At 35.1% G+C, this 19444-nt stretch carries 18 protein-coding genes and 5 tRNA genes; all 23 read left to right on the top strand.

The window, feature by feature from the left end:
- Window positions 1-4 precede the first annotated feature (4 nt).
- The 23 genes from BWZ20_RS05010 (at window position 5) to rpoB (ending at window position 19410) form a co-directional block, all read left to right on the top strand.
- Window positions 5-1237, top strand: coding sequence for an ABC transporter permease (locus tag BWZ20_RS05010; RefSeq protein WP_076617168.1), 1233 nt, complete (start codon window positions 5-7; stop codon window positions 1235-1237).
- Between the two features lie 173 nt (window positions 1238-1410).
- A complete protein-coding gene (locus tag BWZ20_RS05005; protein ID WP_076617165.1) occupies window positions 1411-2391 on the top strand; it encodes a PLP-dependent cysteine synthase family protein in 981 nt (326 codons plus the stop codon).
- Between the two features lie 80 nt (window positions 2392-2471).
- Complete coding sequence (locus BWZ20_RS05000) at window positions 2472-3743, top strand: DUF2851 family protein (protein ID WP_076617163.1); 1272 nt, start codon at window positions 2472-2474, stop codon at window positions 3741-3743.
- Between the two features lie 13 nt (window positions 3744-3756).
- The gene (locus tag BWZ20_RS04995) at window positions 3757-3984 is read left to right on the top strand and encodes a PspC domain-containing protein (RefSeq protein ID WP_076617160.1); all 228 of its coding nucleotides are present in this window, start codon (window positions 3757-3759) and stop codon (window positions 3982-3984) included.
- Window positions 3985-3987: 3 nt separating this feature from the next.
- Window positions 3988-5019, top strand: a complete 1032-nt coding sequence (locus BWZ20_RS04990) for a potassium channel family protein (protein WP_076617157.1) — start codon at window positions 3988-3990, stop codon at window positions 5017-5019.
- 86 nt (window positions 5020-5105) lie between these two features.
- A complete protein-coding gene (locus tag BWZ20_RS04985) occupies window positions 5106-6962 on the top strand; it encodes an alanine/glycine:cation symporter family protein (protein ID WP_076617154.1) in 1857 nt (618 codons plus the stop codon).
- Window positions 6963-6980: 18 nt separating this feature from the next.
- Window positions 6981-7853 carry a ComEA family DNA-binding protein gene (locus BWZ20_RS04980; RefSeq protein WP_076617152.1) on the top strand — a complete coding sequence of 291 codons (873 nt, stop codon included), beginning with the start codon at window positions 6981-6983 and terminating at the stop codon, window positions 7851-7853.
- Window positions 7854-7868: 15 nt separating this feature from the next.
- Window positions 7869-9035: an acyl-CoA dehydrogenase family protein gene (locus tag BWZ20_RS04975; protein WP_076617149.1), complete on the top strand. Its 1167-nt coding sequence runs from the start codon at window positions 7869-7871 to the stop codon at window positions 9033-9035.
- 103 nt (window positions 9036-9138) lie between these two features.
- A complete protein-coding gene (locus BWZ20_RS04970; protein WP_076617148.1) occupies window positions 9139-10029 on the top strand; it encodes a tyrosine-type recombinase/integrase in 891 nt (296 codons plus the stop codon).
- Between the two features lie 76 nt (window positions 10030-10105).
- Window positions 10106-10414, top strand: coding sequence for an HPF/RaiA family ribosome-associated protein (locus BWZ20_RS04965; RefSeq protein WP_076617145.1), 309 nt, complete (start codon window positions 10106-10108; stop codon window positions 10412-10414).
- A gap of 110 nt (window positions 10415-10524) precedes the next feature.
- Window positions 10525-10598: transfer RNA gene (locus BWZ20_RS04960), tRNA-Thr, on the top strand.
- A gap of 53 nt (window positions 10599-10651) precedes the next feature.
- Window positions 10652-10734, top strand: a tRNA-Tyr gene (locus tag BWZ20_RS04955).
- 159 nt (window positions 10735-10893) lie between these two features.
- Window positions 10894-10966: transfer RNA gene (locus BWZ20_RS04950), tRNA-Gly, on the top strand.
- A 54-nt stretch (window positions 10967-11020) separates the two neighbouring features.
- A tRNA-Thr gene (locus BWZ20_RS04945) sits at window positions 11021-11092 on the top strand.
- Between the two features lie 68 nt (window positions 11093-11160).
- Window positions 11161-12348 carry an elongation factor Tu gene (tuf, locus tag BWZ20_RS04940; protein WP_076617142.1) on the top strand — a complete coding sequence of 396 codons (1188 nt, stop codon included), beginning with the start codon at window positions 11161-11163 and terminating at the stop codon, window positions 12346-12348.
- Between the two features lie 64 nt (window positions 12349-12412).
- A tRNA-Trp gene (locus BWZ20_RS04935) sits at window positions 12413-12485 on the top strand.
- 44 nt (window positions 12486-12529) lie between these two features.
- Window positions 12530-12724 carry a preprotein translocase subunit SecE gene (gene secE / locus BWZ20_RS04930; protein WP_076617139.1) on the top strand — a complete coding sequence of 65 codons (195 nt, stop codon included), beginning with the start codon at window positions 12530-12532 and terminating at the stop codon, window positions 12722-12724.
- Between the two features lie 18 nt (window positions 12725-12742).
- Window positions 12743-13288 (top strand): transcription termination/antitermination protein NusG, encoded by a 546-nt coding sequence (gene nusG / locus BWZ20_RS04925; RefSeq protein ID WP_076617136.1) that lies wholly within the window; start codon window positions 12743-12745, stop codon window positions 13286-13288.
- 69 nt (window positions 13289-13357) lie between these two features.
- The gene (rplK, locus tag BWZ20_RS04920; RefSeq protein ID WP_076617134.1) at window positions 13358-13798 is read left to right on the top strand and encodes a 50S ribosomal protein L11; all 441 of its coding nucleotides are present in this window, start codon (window positions 13358-13360) and stop codon (window positions 13796-13798) included.
- A gap of 10 nt (window positions 13799-13808) precedes the next feature.
- Window positions 13809-14498, top strand: coding sequence for a 50S ribosomal protein L1 (gene rplA / locus BWZ20_RS04915; RefSeq protein WP_076617132.1), 690 nt, complete (start codon window positions 13809-13811; stop codon window positions 14496-14498).
- Between the two features lie 19 nt (window positions 14499-14517).
- Window positions 14518-15039 (top strand): 50S ribosomal protein L10, encoded by a 522-nt coding sequence (rplJ, locus tag BWZ20_RS04910; RefSeq protein WP_076617129.1) that lies wholly within the window; start codon window positions 14518-14520, stop codon window positions 15037-15039.
- Window positions 15040-15095: 56 nt separating this feature from the next.
- Window positions 15096-15476, top strand: coding sequence for a 50S ribosomal protein L7/L12 (gene rplL / locus BWZ20_RS04905; protein ID WP_076617127.1), 381 nt, complete (start codon window positions 15096-15098; stop codon window positions 15474-15476).
- A gap of 121 nt (window positions 15477-15597) precedes the next feature.
- A complete protein-coding gene (rpoB, locus tag BWZ20_RS04900; protein WP_076617124.1) occupies window positions 15598-19410 on the top strand; it encodes a DNA-directed RNA polymerase subunit beta in 3813 nt (1270 codons plus the stop codon).
- The last annotated feature ends 34 nt before the right edge of the window (window positions 19411-19444 follow it).

Genomic DNA, 19444 nt, shown 5'->3' with positions numbered 1-19444 from the left:
AAATTTGAATTTCGAACTGTTTATAGCTAAACGCATTATTGGCAATAAAGCGTATAAAAGTAGTGTTTCGGCACCAATAATTAAAATTGGTATTGCGGCAATTGCTATCGGTATTATAGTAATGCTTATTGCTATTGCAACCGGTTTAGGGCTTCAGCAAAAAATTAGAGATAAGGTAGTTGCCTTTAATGGTCATATAGAAATTACAAATTATGATACCAATGCTTCAGATGAATCTCAGGTGCCAATCTCTTCAGATCAGGATTTTTATCCAAACTTCAATGCTGTAGAAGAAGTAACGCACATACAAGGTATTGCTACAAAATTCGCAGTAATTAGAACCGATACTGATTTTGAAGGCGTCGTTATTAAAGGCGTAGGAGCCGATTATAAATGGGATTATTTTAAAGAATTTTTGGTAGAAGGTCGATTACCAGATTTTTCAGGAAAACGTAATGAGGAAATATTAATTTCAAGCTATTTAGCAAGCCGATTAGGTTTTAAAGTTGGTGATACATTTCAAACCTTGTTTGGTGAAAATCTTAATAAAATGCCTCGTATAATTAATTATGAAATTGTAGGTATTTATAATTCTGGTTTTCAGGAACTAGATGAAAAATTCTGTATTGCAGATTTGCGTCATATTCAACGTTTAAATAAATGGGAAGCTAATGAAATTGGAAGTTTTGAGGTGTTTGTTGATGACTTTTCAAACATAGAAGAAACTTATAATGCTGTGTTTAAAGAAATCCCCTCCTTGTTAAATGCTACACCAGTAAACCAAAAGTATTACACCGTATTTGAGTGGATAAAAATTTTTGATAACAATACCTATGGCATTATAGCTATTATGATAATTGTTGCCGGAATAAACATGATTACAGCCTTGTTGGTCTTAATTTTAGAGCGTACCCAAATGATAGGTATTCTTAAGGCTTTAGGTAGTTCTAACTGGTCTATAAGAAAAGTGTTTTTGTACAACGCATCCTATCTTATTGGTTTAGGTTTGCTTTGGGGAAATTTACTAGGTTTAGGCTTGTTGTTTGCTCAAAAGTATTTCAAGCTTTTTCCGCTTAATCCAGATACTTATTATGTAAGTGAAGCGCCAGTATACATAAGTTTAGATTATATTTTGATTCTAAATATCGGAACCTTTATTGCATGTTTATTAATGCTTTTAATACCATCGGTTATAATTTCTAAGATATCGCCAGTAAAAGCCATTCGGTTTGATTAAGCGACTTCGCATCTTTAGTGACATAACCCATGTTTTTGAGTTTTTTACCATAAGAGAATGAATATTGAATGGGTTTGGTTAATATTTTGAATTTTCTTTGTAATCTAATTAATACCCACTTTTAACTTTGTACTTAACACTTAATACTTAATTTTGCATCGCAAAATAAAACTATGGAGTACGTAGAAAACATATTAGGAACCATTGGTAACACACCTTTGGTAAAGATGAATAAATTAGTAGAGGAGCTACCATGTTTGGTTTTAGCCAAGTATGAAACCTTTAATCCAGGAAACTCAGTTAAGGATCGTATGGCATTGCAAATGATTGAAGATGCAGAGGCAGACGGACGCTTAAAGCCTGGCGGAACTATCATCGAAGGGACATCAGGAAATACAGGTATGGGACTCGCTCTAGCAGCCATAGTTAAAGGCTATAAATGTATTTTTGTTATAAGCGATAAGCAGTCTAAAGAAAAAATGGATGTTTTAAGAGCTGTAGGTGCAGAAGTTATTGTCTGCCCTACAGACGTAGAGCCAGATGATCCTCGAAGTTACTATTCAGTGTCCAAAAGACTTGGTGAAGAAACGCCAAATTCATGGTATGTAAATCAATACGACAATCCAAGTAACTGTAAAGCTCATTTTAAAACTACTGGTCCAGAAATTTGGGAACAAACAGACGGAAAAGTAACACATTTTGTAGTTGGAGTAGGTACAGGAGGTACGATTTCAGGTGTGGGAAGTTATCTAAAAATGAAAAACCCAAACATTAAAGTCTGGGGTGTGGATACTTATGGTTCTGTGTTTAAAAAATATCATGAAACCGGCATTTTTGATGAAAACGAAATCTATCCTTACGTAACCGAAGGTATTGGTGAAGACATTTTACCGGCAAATGTTAATTTTGGTATTATTGATGGATTTACAAAAGTAACTGACAAAGATGCTGCGGTGTACACACAACGTTTAGCAAAAGAAGAAGGTATGTTTTTGGGTAATTCTGCTGGTGCTGCTATAAAAGGTGTGCTTCAATTAAAAGAACATTTTAAACCTGAAGACGTCGTGGTTGTCTTGTTTCATGATCACGGAAGTCGCTATGTGGGTAAGATGTTCAATGACGATTGGATGCGCGAAAAAGGGTATATTGACTAAAAAAAATACTTCCCGTATTTTTGAACATAACAAATTGACTAGATATCCTGAATTTTTCTCAGGATTTTCTATTTTAGAGCATGCAAGAAGACTTTCTACATTACGTTTGGAAGCAAAAAGCTTTTTCTTCAACATCGCTTAAAACTACAAGTGGTGCATCTATTGTTATCTTAAAATTAGGGCATCATAATCATAATTCAGGTCCAGATTTTTTTAATGCCCAGTTAAGTATTGATGGTCAGTTATGGGCTGGTAATGTTGAAATTCATATAAAATCTTCAGATTGGTATGTGCATGGTCATGAAAAAGACAAGGCATATGATAATGTAATTTTACATGTAGTTTGGGAACATGATACAGAAGTATTTAGAAGTGATAATTCAGTAGTTCCCACATTAGAGTTAAAGCCAATTGTTAACCGAAATCTAATTACTAATTATTATACATTAATGTCTTCTAAATCGTGGATTAATTGCCAAACACATTATCCCGAAGTAGACGATTTTGTATTAGAAAATTGGATTGAAAGATTATACATAGAACGCTTAGAACGAAAATCGAATGACATTTTAGAGCTTTTAAAGCAATCTAAAAACGACTGGGAGGCAGTTTTGTTTAAAATGCTGTTAAAAAACTTTGGGCTAAAAGTAAATGGTGAGGCTTTTTTGAGTCTTGCAAATTCCGTTGATTATGCTGTTATACGAAAATTGCAACATAATGTCTTAGATCTAGAAGCACTTTTATTTGGTCAGTCAGGTTTGCTAGATGGTGATGCGCAGGAGTCTTATTTTTTAGATTTAAAACAGCGGTACCAATTTCTAGCTCAAAAATTTCAACTTAACAACCAAGGTGTTTTGCCGTTGCAATTTTTTAGATTGCGACCTCCAAATTTTCCAACAATTCGCTTATCGCAATTTGTTAACCTTTATGTTTCAGAGCGTCAATTGTTTTCAAAAATTATGTCTGCAGAAACCAAAAACGAATTTTATAATCTCTTAAGTAAAGGAGTTACAAGCTTTTGGATGACACACTATACCTTTGGTAAAGAGTCAAAGGCATTAAAAAAAGTAATTACAAAACCTCTTATAGATCTTGTAGTAATAAATACTATTATCCCCTTAAAATTTAGTTATGCCAAGCATCAAGGTAGAAATATTAACGACGATTTATTTAATTTACTCAGTGAAATTAAGCAAGAAACCAACAGCATTGTAAATAAATACATGCAACTCAAACCAATAAAAAAAAATGCTCTAAGTTCTCAAGGTTTATTGCAACTAAAACAAAATTATTGCAACAAAAATAGGTGCCTTCATTGCGCTATTGGAAATAGTTTAATAGTTAAAAATTAAGTAAATTGCTACCATGAATTTGTTTTATAAATTACTTCATTTTTTTCAGAAAAGAGGATACTATGTATGCCAACGCATCGCTGATCGGTTAGGTATTAGAGCTAAAATTGTTAGAACATCATTTATGTATCTTACCTTTGTAACCGTGGGTTTTGGTTTTGCATTGTATTTGTTTTTAGCATTCTGGATGCGAATTAAAGATATAATTTACACAAAACGTTCTTCGGTTTTTGATTTATAGTTTATGAGTAATCCATTGTTAAGATTATTTAGGTCTAAAATATATACTGCACTAATATTGCTTTTAATACTTATGTTTATTGGCATTGTTGGGTATAGGTTCATTTCAGACTACGATTGGGTTGATGCTATCTACATGACTGTAATAACAATAACAACGGTAGGTTTTGCAGAAGTAAACCCATTAGATACGCAGTCAAAAATATTTACTGTGTTTTTAATATTAGCCAGTGTGGTCATTGTAGGTTATGCCATATCTATAATTACAGAATATATTTTAAGTAGAAATAATTTTGAAGACATAAAACAACGTAAAATGCAAAAGGAAATTGAAGCCATGTCCAACCATATTATTATTTGTGGTTTTGGACGCAACGGAAAGCAAGCATCAATAAAACTACAAGATTACGGTAAACCCTTTGTTATCATTGAACGTAATAAGGATATTATAGAACGTTTACAAGAAGACGGATTACCTTATGTATTTGGTAACGCCAATGAAGACGAAACATTAATTCAAGCTGGTATAGAGCGTGCAAGTACTTTAATAACAGCATTGCCAAGCGATGCAGATAACTTATTTGTTGTGCTCTCTGCGAGGCAAATCAATAAAGCGCTATGTATAATTAGTAGAGCCTCTCAAGAAACCTCGTATAACAAATTAAAATTAGCAGGTGCCAACAACGTTATTTTGCCAGATAAAATAGGTGGCGATCACATGGCATCTTTGGTAGTTATACCAGATTTAGTAGAGTTTATTGATAATTTAGGTATTGTAGGTGAGCGTAATATAAATATTGAAGAGGTTAAGGTAGAACAACTTTATAGCCTAGATGCCGTAAAAACAATTAGAGAGTTAGATCTAAGAAAAAAAACAGGATGTACTGTTATTGGTTTTAAGGATGAAAAAGGCGAATATATTGTTAACCCTGAGGCAGATACAAGACTTGTTCCAGGTTCAAAAATTATTGTTTTAGGTCGCCCAGAGCAAATAAATAAACTCAACTCCGAGTTTAATATAGAACAAGACACATAGCCTTTTTAACGCAACATGCTTTAAAAACTCATTTTTTTTTAGCATCTTGTCAGCCTTATTTAATAAAACTAACTAATACTAAACTCATGAAGAAATATCTTCTGTCACTTTTTGTGCTAATATTACCGTTTGTAAATTTTGCCCAAGAAACTACATCCGAAAAGATTGATAATGCTTTTAAAAAATACACAGGATGGTTTGTAGAAGGAATCTTTGCAGAAATACCTTTTGGTGAAATAAATGAAGAGGTTACTTTAGATTTAACAAAAACAGATCCTTTTAAGTACAACAAGAAAATTGAAAATGATTCAATTTATATTACAGAAATAAGACTTCCAAGCAATAGAATTGCTACCGAAATAGATATACTATCAGATACTAAACTTTTTGTAAAAGACAAAAACAGTATCGTACTTTCTAATAAACAATTGAAATCCAATCAGAGCGTAACACTAATGGCTACATCGCCTTACGCCAGTATTCCATGGGTTCTTATTGTATTAGTAGGTGGTGCAATGTTCTTTACTATCTATTTTAAGTTCATCAATGTTACTGGTTTTAGAACGGCCATTAAGGTTGTTCAAGGAAAGTACGAAGATATAGAGAAGCACGGTGCTGATACCTTGTATGGCGATAGTACACCAAACGAAGCCGGTGATATTATAGAAACTATTAGAGATGAAGGCGCAGATGGTGAAGTCTCACATTTTCAAGCATTAACTGCTGCATTGTCTGCTACTGTAGGTCTAGGTAACATTGCAGGTGTTGCAGTAGCATTATCTATTGGTGGTCCTGGTGCAACCTTTTGGATGATTATAGCTGGTCTTTTGGGTATGGCATCAAAATTTGCAGAATGTACACTTGGCGTAAAATATAGAGATGTAGGTGAGGATGGTACTGTTTACGGTGGGCCAATGTATTACTTAACAAAAGGATTAAGATCTAAGGGAATGGGTGGCTTCGGTAAGGTCTTAGCAGTATTATTTGCAATTTTTGTTATTGGTGGCTCATTCGGTGGTGGAAACATGTTTCAAGCTAACCAAGCAGCCGCTCAGTTTACTAAACTTTTTAATTTCGAAAGTGATAACGCTGGCATGTATTTTGGTTTGGTAATGGCCGCTTTAGTCGCAGTAGTTATAATTGGCGGTATAAAGCGTATTGCTTCGGTAACAGAAAAAATTGTTCCATTCATGGCAGGTATATATGTATTAGCTGCTTTAATAATATTGGGTGCTAACTTCACACTTATCGATGATGCTTTTGGATTAATATTCGAAGGTGCATTTTCTGGTCTTGGTATAGCAGGTGGACTTGTTGGTGTAATGATTCAGGGCATTAGAAGAGGTGCGTTTTCAAACGAGGCAGGTGTAGGTTCTGCGGCTATTGCTCACTCCGCTGTTAGAACAAAATATCCAGCAAGCGAAGGCATCGTAGCCTTATTAGAGCCGTTTGTAGATACTGTTGTAATTTGTACAATGACTGCCTTGGTTATTGTTATCACAAATTTTGATGGTTCATTTATGGAATATGGTGTTGAGATTAAAGAAGGTGTTGAAATTACAGCAACAGCTTTTGATACTGTTATACCACATTTTTCAGTAGTATTAACAATAGCGGTAATATTATTTGCATTTAGCACAATGATTTCTTGGTCCTACTATGGTATGCAAGGTTGGGTATTCTTATTTGGAAAAGGAAAGGTTTCAGATCTGGCTTATAAAATCTTATTTTTAATCTTCGTGGTAATTGGTGCCTCAATAAGCCTGGGTGCTGTCATTGATTTCTCAGACGCTATGATATTTGCTATGGTGGTGCCAAACATAATTGGTGTTATCTTATTATCACCAATTATTAGAAATGAATTGAAAAAGTATTATAAAGCCATAAACGTTAAAGAGGAAGCCATTGAAGAAGGCGCCGACGATTTAAACGAGGTTTTATAACACAAAAACACTTTACATATGAAATCCCATTTCCAGTTTTCTAACCAACAACGGAATGGGATTTTTTCATTGCTCATCATTATCATAGCTTTACAATGTATAAACACTTTTTTAGATTTTTCTGACGATAACGCTTATGTAGAAACCGAAGAAATTGAGGCTTTTAGAAAAGAGCTCGACTCTCTGCGCTTAATAGAAATAGAAAATAATAAACCGAAGATTTATCCATTTAATCCTAATTATATTACTGACTACAAAGGGTATACCTTGGGTATGTCTAATGAAGAGATTAACAGGCTTCACCAATTTAGAGAGAAGAATCAATGGGTGAATTCAGCCAAACAATTTCAGCAAGTCACAAAAGTATCAGATTCATTATTGAACAAAATTTCACCTTACTTTAAGTTTCCAGAGTGGGTTACCAATCCAAAGCCAAGGTCAAATGGTTACAGCAACTCTTTTTCTAGTAAGAGCAAGCCAAAAACCTTTGATGAAAAAATAGATCTAAATACAGCAACGGCAAGTCAACTTAAATCAGTCTATGGTGTCGGAGAAAAACTATCAGAACGCATAATCAACTATAGAAACAAATACAATGGTTTTGTAGCAGATGTAGAGTTAACAGAGGTCTATGGTTTAATGCCAGAAGTGGTCGATAGAATAAAAAATGACTTTACGGTTAAAACCCCTAAAGCAATAACAACATACAATCTTAATTCTGCTACACGAGATGAACTTGTGCTTATAAAATACATAGATTACGAATTAGCAAATAGTATTATTGAAGAACGAACACTAAGGGAAGGTTTTAGTTCTTTTGAAGAATTAACAAAAATTGAAGATTTTCCTGTAAAAAAAATAGAGATAATTAAATTATATTTGCGTTTATAAAGAAAAACCTAATATATGTCAAATATATACTTCACCGAAGAACACAATTTATTTAGAGAAAGCTTAAGAGATTTTTTGCAAAAAGAGGTGGTACCTCATATCGATAAGTGGGAAAAGACCGGAACCATTGAGCGCTTTATTTGGAAAAAGTTTGGAGAAATGGGTTATTTTGGTTTGGCTTATCCTGAGGCCTATGGTGGTCTAGATTTAGATTTGTTTTACACCGTAATTCTTTTAGAAGAATTACAGCGAATCAATTCTGGTGGATTTGCGGCTGCAATTTGGGCGCATGCTTATTTAGCAATGACACACCTCAACGCGGAAGGCGATGATGCAATAAAATCAACTTTTTTAGCTGATAGCATTTCTGGCGACAAAATAGGATGTCTTTGCGTTACAGAACCTTTTGGTGGCAGCGATGTGGCAGGTATGAGAACTACGGCAATTAAGGAAGGCGATCATTACATTTTAAATGGCTCTAAAACATTCATAACTAATGGTGTTTACAGTGATTATATGATTGTTGCTGCTAAAACAAATCCAGAGGCAGGTAATAAAGGCATAAGCATATTGGTAGTAGATAGCAAATCTGAAGGTATTTCAGCAACAAAATTAGATAAGCTAGGTTGGAGAGCATCAGATACAGGTGAAATTGCCTTTGACAATGTTAAAGTTCCAGCAAATCAATTAATGGGAGAAGAAGGTAAAGGGTTTGCATACATTATGCAACACTTCGCATTAGAAAGACTTATAATGGGAATAAACGCTCATGCCAGAGCAGAGTTTGCTTTAGAATATACATTACAATACATGTCTGAAAGAACAACTTTTGGACAGTCCCTAGATAAATATCAAGCCTTGCGTCATAGGTATGTAGATATGCATGCGGACATGCAATTATGCAAATACTACAATTACATGGTCGCAGATCGTTTAAACAAAGGGGAATACGTTGTGGAAGAAGCCACTATTTCTAAGTTAAAATCTACTAAAATGGCAGATGAGGTTGCGTATAATTGCTTACAGTTTTTAGGTGGTTATGGTTATATGGAAGAATATCCTCTGGCAAGAATCTTTAGAGACAGCCGTTTGGGACCTATTGGTGGAGGAACATCAGAAATTCTAAAAGAAATTCTTTCAAAAATTATTATTGATAAAAAGTCTTATAAGCCAGCAACATAAAGTGTGATTACAAATTTTTAAAATCCTGCTTTAAGCAGGATTTTTTATGTTTCAATCAGAGCAATCAAAACAAAAAAGGTATATTTAGTTGTCAAGAAGTATTATGAGCATACAAGCCTTTTCAGAATATTTAGCATTAGAAAAGAATTATTCGAAGCATACAGTATTGGCATACATTAGAGATTTGGAAATATTTCAAGAGTTTTTAAATGAAAATCACGACTCAGAACCCATTGAAAAAGTAGATTATTCAGAAATAAGACAATGGATTGTAGAGTTGGTTAGTAGTGGTGTTTCAAATAGAACTATAAATAGAAAAGTATCTTCACTCAATTCATATTATAAATTTTTACAAAAAACCCAACAAATAGAAACCAACCCTTTAAGAAAGCATAAAGCTTTAAAGGTGGGTAAGAGGGTGCAATTACCTTTTTCTGAACAAGAGCTAAAACAGGTTTTAGAAAATTCTATCGAAGTAGTAGATTTTGAAAGCGCAAGAGATAAACTAATCATAGAGTTGTTATATACAACAGGTATTAGAAGAATCGAATTGGTTAACTTGAAGATGGCCGATGTAGATATTAGTAAAAAACAAATAAAGGTTCTTGGCAAGAGAAACAAAGAGCGCTATATACCTCTGCTAAATTCATTAATTAAAAGCATTGATACCTACACATCCTACAGAAATAGTTTATCCATAATACCAGATAAGGAGAATTTATTTTTAACAAAAAAGGGTGTTAAGATTTACGAAATGCTTGTTTATAGAATAATAAATAAGTATTTTAGTTTAGCTTCATCAAAGGCCAAATGTAGTCCTCATGTATTAAGGCACTCATTTGCAACACATTTATTAAACAAAGGAGCAGATTTAAATGCAGTAAAAGAACTTCTTGGGCATACCAGTTTAGCAGCAACGCAAGTATATACGCACAACAGTATATCAGAGTTAAAAAAAGTATATGCTAAATCCCATCCAAGAAATAAAAGTTAAGAGCCAAACTTAACATTAAAGAAAGTATTGAAAACTCATGCCATTCAATACAAATGTTTAACCTAAAAAGTAATGTATGAAAGTAAACACCCAATCCGTTAATTTCACAGCAGACAGAAAGTTGATTGATTTCATTCAGAAAAGAATGGATAAATTAGATTTGTTTTATGACAAAATAATACAGTCCGATGTTTATTTAAAGGTTGAAAATACGAGCGATAAAGAAAACAAAGTTTTTGAAGCCAAAGTACGTGTTCCTGGCGACAGTTTTATAGTTAAAAAACAATGCAAAACTTTCGAGGAAGGAGCAGATATAGCCATTGCCTCATTAGAGAGGCAAATTAAAAAGCGAAAGCAAAAGTTAAGAGCCAGAACAAAAGCATAAAATTTTTTAGAAAATGTTTTGAATAAAAAAATAAAATACTACATTTGCAGTCCGTTAGAAATAGCGGACTTTTTTATGGCAAGAAGTTGTCCTAATAAAGAGGTAGAAAAGCCGATATAGCTCAGCTGGCTAGAGCAGCTGATTTGTAATCAGCAGGTCGTGGGTTCGAGTCCCTCTATCGGCTCAAAAACACTAGGATTTTAAAGTGTTTTATTTTGAAATAATGAAATGAAATTTGGGGAGATTCCAGAGCGGCCAAATGGGACGGACTGTAACTCCGTTGTCTTTCGACTTCGCAGGTTCGAATCCTGCTCTCCCCACAAATATTTTGAATAAGCTGTCGTCAAAAGTTTGCTTTTGTAAGATAGTGCTTCAAAATATTTTGTGAAGGGTCTCCCTTCACGGATCACCGAGCACGGCGAGGTAATCCTAGCTTTGAAATATTGAAAACCATTAATTAAGAAAGCTTAATTATAAAGGCGGGAGTAGCTCAGTTGGTAGAGCGTCAGCCTTCCAAGCTGAATGTCGCCGGTTCGAACCCGGTCTCCCGCTCTAAAAAAAAACCTGCGAAGGCAGGTGTCTCTTTAGAGATGTTAAATACTTTACGCCGGTGTAGCTCAGGGGTAGAGCGTTTCCTTGGTAAGGAAGAGGTCACGAGTTCAAATCTCGTCATTGGCTCTTTTTTCTAAGAGAAACTTAGAATAGCAATTGAACACTAATATTAAATAAGATTAAATAAATTAAACATGGCAAAGGCAACTTTCGATCGTTCAAAACCACACTTAAATATAGGTACTATTGGACACGTAGATCACGGTAAAACAACTTTAACTGCTGCTATTACTAAAGTATTAGCTGATGCAGGTTTATCTGAAGCAAGAGCATTCGATCAAATCGATAATGCACCAGAAGAAAAAGAAAGAGGTATCACAATTAATACTTCTCACGTAGAATATCAAACAGCAAACCGTCACTACGCTCACGTGGACTGTCCAGGTCACGCGGATTACGTAAAGAACATGGTTACTGGTGCTGCTCAAATGGATGGTGCTATTTTAGTTGTTGCTGCAACAGATGGTCCAATGCCACAAACTCGTGAGCATATCTTACTTGGTCGTCAGGTAGGTATTCCTCGCATCGTAGTATTCATGAACAAAGTGGATATGGTTGATGATGAAGAGTTATTAGAATTAGTCGAGATGGAAATTAGAGATTTATTATCTTTCTACGAGTATGATGGTGATAATGGTCCTGTAATCGCTGGTTCTGCATTAGGTGCATTAAACGGTGAGCAAAAGTGGGTTGATACTGTAATGGAGCTTATGGAAGCTTGCGATAGCTGGATCGAAGAGCCGGTACGTGATATGGATAAGCCTTTCTTAATGCCAATCGAAGATGTATTCTCAATTACTGGACGTGGTACTGTAGCAACTGGTCGTATTGAAACTGGTGTAGCTAATACAGGTGACCCTGTTGAGATTATTGGTATGGGTGCTGAGAAATTAACATCTACTATTACTGGTATCGAAATGTTCCGTCAAATCTTAGATAGAGGTGAAGCTGGTGATAACGCTGGTATCTTATTAAGAGGTATTGAGAAAACTCAAATCTCTAGAGGTATGGTGATCGTTAAGCCTGGTTCTGTAACTCCTCACCAAAAATTCAAAGCTGAGGTTTATATTCTTAAGAAAGAAGAGGGTGGGCGTCACACTCCATTCCACAATAATTACCGTCCTCAGTTCTACGTGCGTACAACTGATGTAACTGGAAATATTTCTCTTCCAGATGGTGTTGAGATGGTAATGCCTGGCGATAACTTAACTATAACTGTCGAGTTAATTCAACCAATTGCAATGAACGTAGGTTTACGTTTCGCTATCCGTGAAGGTGGTAGAACAGTTGGTGCAGGTCAGGTAACTGAAATTTTAGACTAAACAAAATAGTTGAAATAAATTAATTAAGGTGTCCTGAAATTTCAGGATGCCTTGATTATTATTTACGGGTTTAGCTCAGTTGGTAGAGCACTGGTCTCCAAAACCAGGTGTCGGGAGTTCGAGTCTCTCAACCCGTGCAGAGTTAGATAACAGGTTAAAATAACCTCTAAATAATATACAAATGGCAGGATTAATAACATATATTAAAGAATCATTCGACGAGTTAAAAAACAATGTGTCCTGGACACCTTGGCCAGAAGCTCAGAGATTGACTGTGATTGTAGCAGTATTTTCAATTATTTTTTCTTTAGCTATTTGGGGAGTTGATACTGTTTTCAGTAGAGCGGTTAAAGCATATTTCGATTTATTAAACTAACAAAATACAGCAAGGGAGATGTCAGATAAAAAGTGGTATGTTGTTAGAGCAGTAAGTGGTCAAGAAAATAAAATAAAGACCTATATCGAAAACGAAATTGCAAGATTGGGTCTAGAAGATTATGTAGATCAAGTTTTAGTTCCTACAGAAAAAGTTATTCAGATCCGTAACGGAAAAAAAATAAATAAGGAAAAAGTTTATTTTCCCGGATATATAATGATACAGGCTAACTTAAGCGGTGAGATACCTCACATTATTAAGTCAATCACCAATGTAATTGGTTTCTTGGGGGAAACTAAGGGTGGAGATCCTGTGCCATTACGACAGTCTGAAGTTAATAGGATGTTAGGTAAAGTTGATGAATTGGCAATTGAGGCAGATGCTAATATTGCGATTCCATTCACAAAAGGAGAGACTGTTAAGGTTATTGATGGGCCATTCAATGGTTTTGATGGAACTATCGAAAAAATATTTGAAGAAAAGCGTAAGCTTGAGGTAATGGTTAAGATTTTCGGAAGAAAAACACCATTAGAATTAAGTTATATGCAAGTTGAAAAGTTATAATAATTGTTACAATAAAGATAGCGTTAGTCTTAGCTTCCAACATAGACGAGACGCACTAAATTTTAAAAAATGGCAAAAGAACTAGACAAAGTAGTTAAGTTACAAGTTCGGGGAGGTGCTGCGAATCCATCGCCACCGGTTGGACCCGCTTTAGGTGCCGCTGGAGTTAATATCATGGAGTTCTGTAAGCAGTTTAACGCTAGAACTCAGGATAAGCCAGGTAAAGTATTACCTGTGGTAATTTCTGTTTACAAAGACAAATCTTTTGAGTTTGTAATCAAAACACCACCAGCTGCAGTGCAATTATTAGAAGCGGCCAAAGTAAAGAAAGGATCTGGAGAACCTAACCGACGCAAAGTAGCAAAGGTAACTTGGGATCAAGTTAAAGCAATTGCAGAAGATAAAATGCAAGATTTAAATGCATTCGAAATCGGATCAGCTATGAAAATGGTAGCTGGTACTGCAAGATCGATGGGTATCACTGTTAAAGGAGGTGAAGCTCCAAACTAAATTTTTACAAATGGCAAGATTAACAAGAAAGCAAAAAGAAGCAAGAGCTAAAGTTGATAAAAATAAACTTTACTCTTTAGAAGAAGCTTCAGCTTTACTAAAAGAAATCACATACACTAAGTTTGATGCTTCGGTAGATTTAGCAGTAAGATTAGGTGTAGATCCACGTAAAGCCAATCAAATGGTTCGTGGTGTAGTTTCACTACCACATGGTACAGGTAAAGATATGAAGGTTCTTGCATTAGTTACTCCAGATAAAGAAGCAGAAGCTAAAGAAGCTGGTGCGGATTATGTTGGATTAGATGAATACTTACAAAAAATAAAAGATGGTTGGACAGATGTAGACGTTATCGTTACAATGCCAAGCGTCATGGGTAAGTTAGGACCATTAGGTAGAGTTTTAGGACCAAGAGGTCTTATGCCAAATCCTAAGACAGGAACAGTAACAATGGATATTGGAAAAGCTGTAAGTGAAGTAAAAGCTGGTAAAATTGATTTTAAAGTAGATAAAACAGGCATCGTACATGCACCAATTGGTAAGGCGTCATTTAGCGCAGAAAAATTAGTTGGCAATGCAAATGAGTTGTTAACTACATTAATGAAGTTAAAACCAACTGCTGCAAAAGGTACTTACATGAAAAGTATATACATGTCTAGTACCATGAGTCCGAGTATTGCAATAGACACAAAAATAGGATAGTAGTTAAACTAAGAATATTATGACAAGAGAAGAAAAATCGGTAGTAATTGAAGAGTTGACTGCTCAATTAGCAGATAATACTAATATCTATTTAGCAGATATCTCAGGATTAGATGCAGCAACAACTTCAAATTTAAGAAGAGCTTGTTTTAAATCTAACATCAAGTTAGCTGTAGTAAAGAATACACTTTTAGAAAAAGCTATGGAAGCCTCTGAAAAAGATTTCGGTGACTTACCATCTACTTTAAAAGGAAACACTTCTGTTATGTATTCAGAAACAGGAAATGCTCCTGCTAAGGTTATAAAAGAGTTTCGTAAGAAATCTGAAAAACCTCTGTTAAAAGGAGCTTTCATTGAAGAAGCAATTTATATTGGCGATGATTTATTAGATACTTTAGTTGAAATTAAGTCAAGAGAAGAATTACTTGGTGAGATTGTTACATTATTACAATCGCCTGCTAAGAATGTTATCTCGGCGCTTAAATCTGGTGGAGGTACAATCGCTGGTTTAGTTAAGACATTATCTGAAAGAGAAGGATAATAAAAAGAACACACTTAGAAATTAAAATAAAAAACACACATTAAAACAATAGAAAAATGGCAGATTTAAAAGATTTCGCAGAACAATTAGTTAACTTAACGGTAAAAGAAGTTAACGAATTAGCTACTATATTAAAAGATGAGTACGGTATTGAGCCGGCTGCTGCTGCAGTTGCAGTTGCTGCTGGTGGTGGAGCTGCAGGTGGTGGTGAAGCCGCAGAAGAAAAATCAGAATTTGATGTAGTATTAAAATCAGCAGGTGCTTCTAAATTAGCAGTTGTAAAATTAGTTAAAGAATTAACTGGTTTAGGATTGAAAGACGCTAAAGGTTTAGTTGATGAAGCACCAAGTACAATTAAAGAAGGTGTTTCTAAAGATGAAGCAGAAGGCTTAAAATCTTCTTTGGAAGAAGCTGGAGCTGAGGTTGAGCTTAAGTAAGCTCAGCTTAACCTACAACATATGGTTTAGGTCTGGAGTGTTCCTCTAAGACCTAAACCCTTTTGTGTATATAAACGTTATATACATTTTTAGTTTTTATTTAATAAAATCTCGTTCATCAATGTTAGCAAAAAAGGCTGAAAGAATTAATTTCTCTTCTATTGTAAATAGAACAGATTACCCAGACTTTTTGGATATTCAAATTAAATCCTTCCAGGATTTTTTCCAATTAGAAACAAAGTCAGAAGCAAGAGAAAATGAAGGATTGTACAATACCTTCATGGAAAACTTCCCAATTACAGATACTCGTAATCAATTTGTATTAGAATTTTTAGATTACTTTATCGATCCACCACGCTATACCATAGAAGAGTGTATAGAAAGAGGTTTAACATACAGTGTTCCTTTAAAAGCTAGATTAAAGCTATACTGTACAGATCCGGAACACGAAGATTTTGAAACAATCGTTCAAGATGTTTATTTAGGTACAATCCCTTACATGACGCCTAGTGGTACTTTTTGTATCAATGGGGCTGAGCGCGTGGTTGTATCTCAGTTACACCGCTCACCAGGTGTATTCTTTAGCCAGTCATTTCATGCTAATGGTACTAAGCTATATTCTGCAAGAGTTATTCCTTTTAAAGGATCTTGGATAGAATTTGCTACAGATATCAATAGTGTGATGTACGCTTACATTGATAGAAAGAAAAAATTACCTGTTACTACGCTTTTCCGTGCTATCGGTTTTGAGCGTGATAAAGATATTTTAGAAATTTTTGATCTTGCAGAAGAAGTGAAAGTTTCTAAATCTGGATTAAAGAAAGTTATTGGTCGCAAACTTGCTGCACGTGTGCTTAACACATGGCACGAAGATTTCGTGGACGAAGATACAGGTGAGGTTGTATCTATTGAGCGTAACGAAATTGTTTTAGATCGTGACACAATAGTTGACAAAGATAATATTGAAGAAATCCTTGAAGCAGGTGTAAAAACAATTCTTTTACACAAAGAAAGTGCACAACAAGGAGATTACGCAATTATTCACAATACATTACAAAAAGATCCAACAAACTCTGAAAAAGAAGCTGTTGAACATATCTATCGTCAATTACGTAATGCAGAGCCGCCAGATGAGGAAACTGCACGTGGTATAATTGACAAATTATTCTTCTCAGACCAACGTTATTCTTTAGGTGAAGTAGGTCGTTACAGAATGAACAAGAAATTAGGTTTAGATATTGGTATGGACAAACAAGTACTTACCAAAGAGGATATCATAACTATTATAAAATATTTAATTGAGCTAATCAATTCTAAAGCAGAGATTGATGATATAGATCACTTATCTAACCGTCGTGTACGAACAGTAGGTGAGCAATTATCGTCTCAATTTGGTGTTGGTTTAGCTCGTATGGCACGTACCATACGCGAGCGTATGAACGTTCGTGATAACGAAGTGTTTACTCCTATAGATTTAATTAATGCTAAGACATTATCTTCAGTAATTAATTCGTTCTTTGGTACTAACCAGCTGTCTCAGTTTATGGACCAAACTAATCCATTAGCAGAGATTACTCATAAGCGTCGTTTATCAGCACTAGGGCCAGGTGGTCTTTCTAGAGAAAGAGCAGGTTTCGAAGTGCGTGACGTTCACTATACGCACTATGGTCGCCTATGTCCTATTGAAACACCTGAAGGGCCAAATATTGGTCTTATTTCTTCACTTTCGGTATATGCCAAAGTGAACGCCATGGGATTCATTGAAACTCCATACAGAAAAGTTGAAAATGGTGTTGTGGATATAAAGAATGCACCAACATATCTTAGTGCAGAGGAAGAAGAAGAAATGATGATTGCCCAAGCCACAGTAGAAGTTGATGGTAAAGGTAAAATTCAGCATGATAAAGTAATTGCGCGTCAAGAAGGTGATTTTCCTGTAATAGAGCCTTCAAACGTAAACTATACAGATGTGGCACCAAACCAGATCGCCTCTATATCTGCATCTTTAATTCCATTCTTAGAGCACGATGATGCAAACCGTGCCTTAATGGGATCTAACATGATGCGTCAGGCTGTTCCTTTATTAAGACCAGAAGCACCAATTGTTGGTACTGGTTTAGAGCGCCAAGTAGCATCAGATTCTAGAGTATTAATTAATGCAGAAGGTGAAGGTATTGTAGAATACGTAGATGCAGAAAAAATAGTTATAAAGTATGAGCGTACTGAAGAAGAAGCAATGGTTAGTTTTGACAGTGATGTTAAAGAATATCCATTAGTAAAATTCAGAAAGACAAACCAAGGTACCTCTATTAACTTAAAACCAATTGTTAGAAAAGGAGATAAAGTTTCTAAAGGTCAGGTTTTATGTGAAGGTTACGCAACTCAAAACGGTGAGTTAGCACTTGGTAGAAACATGAAAGTAGCCTTTATGCCTTGGAAAGGGTATAACTTTGAGGATGCTATTGTAATTTCAGAAAAAGTTGTTCGCGATGATATTTTTACATCTATCCATATCGATGAGTACTCTTTAGAAGTTAGAGACACAAAATTAGGTAACGAAGAGTTAACTAATGATATACCAAACGTTTCTGAAGAAGCAACTAAAGATTTAGATGAAAATGGTATGATTCGCGTAGGTGCAGAGATTAAGCCTGGCGATATCTTAATTGGTAAGATTACACCTAAAGGGGAATCAGACCCAACTCCAGAAGAAAAATTACTTCGTGCCATTTTTGGCGACAAAGCTGGTGATGTAAAAGATGCATCTTTAAAAGCATCTCCTTCATTAAATGGTGTTGTTATAGATAAAAAATTATTTGCAAGAGCAGTAAAAGATAAGCGTAAGAGAGCCCAAGATAAAGAAGACATCGAAAAGCTAGAGGACGCTTACGATAAGCATTTTGATGATTTAAAAGCAGTTTTAGTCGAAAAGCTATTTGCAATAGTAAATGGCAAAACCGCCCAAGGTATCTATAACGATCTAGGTGAAGAAATTATACCAAAAGGGAAGAAGTATACCTTAAAAATGTTAAATGCTGTTGATGATTACACGCACTTAACCTCTGGGAAATGGACAACTGATGATCATACAAACGAGCTCGTTGCTGATTTAATTCACAATTACAAGATCAAAGAAAATGATCTTCAAGGTTCATTAAGACGTGAGAAGTTTACAATATCTGTTGGTGATGAGTTGCCAGCAGGTATCATTAAGCTAGCTAAAGTTTACATTGCTAAGAAACGTAAACTAAAAGTAGGTGATAAGATGGCAGGTCGTCACGGTAACAAAGGTATTGTTGCACGTATTGTTCGTCAAGAAGATATGCCATTCCTTGAGGACGGAACACCTGTAGATATTGTATTAAATCCACTTGGTGTACCTTCTCGTATGAACATTGGTCAGATTTATGAAACTGTTTTAGGTTGGGCAGGTCAAAAGTTAAATAGAACTTATGCAACTCCAATCTTCGATGGTGCTACTCTAGATCAGATTAATGGCTTTACAGATGAAGCTGGTGTACCGAGATTCGGACACACTTACTTATATGATGGAGGAACAGGTGATCGATTTGACCAACCTGCAACTGTAGGTGTAATCTATATGATTAAGCTAGGTCACATGATCGACGATAAGATGCACGCACGTTCTATAGGGCCTTATTCATTAATTACGCAGCAACCATTAGGTGGTAAAGCACAGTTCGGTGGTCAGCGTTTTGGTGAGATGGAGGTATGGGCACTCGAAGCATATGGTGCATCAAGTACTCTACGTGAGATCTTAACTGTAAAATCAGATGACGTAATTGGTAGAGCAAAAACTTACGAAGCAATCGTTAAGGGTGAGCCAATGCCAGAACCAGGACTACCTGAATCGTTTAATGTATTAATGCATGAATTAAAAGGTTTAGGATTAGATATTAGATTAGAAGAGTAAAAATTATGTCGGCAGTATGCAGTCGTCATTAAGC

The organism is Winogradskyella sp. J14-2 (assembly GCF_001971725.1).
Classification (GTDB): domain Bacteria; phylum Bacteroidota; class Bacteroidia; order Flavobacteriales; family Flavobacteriaceae; genus Winogradskyella.
Note: the sequence above shows the minus strand (reverse complement) of the source record. Positions and strands in the feature narration are given on the sequence as shown.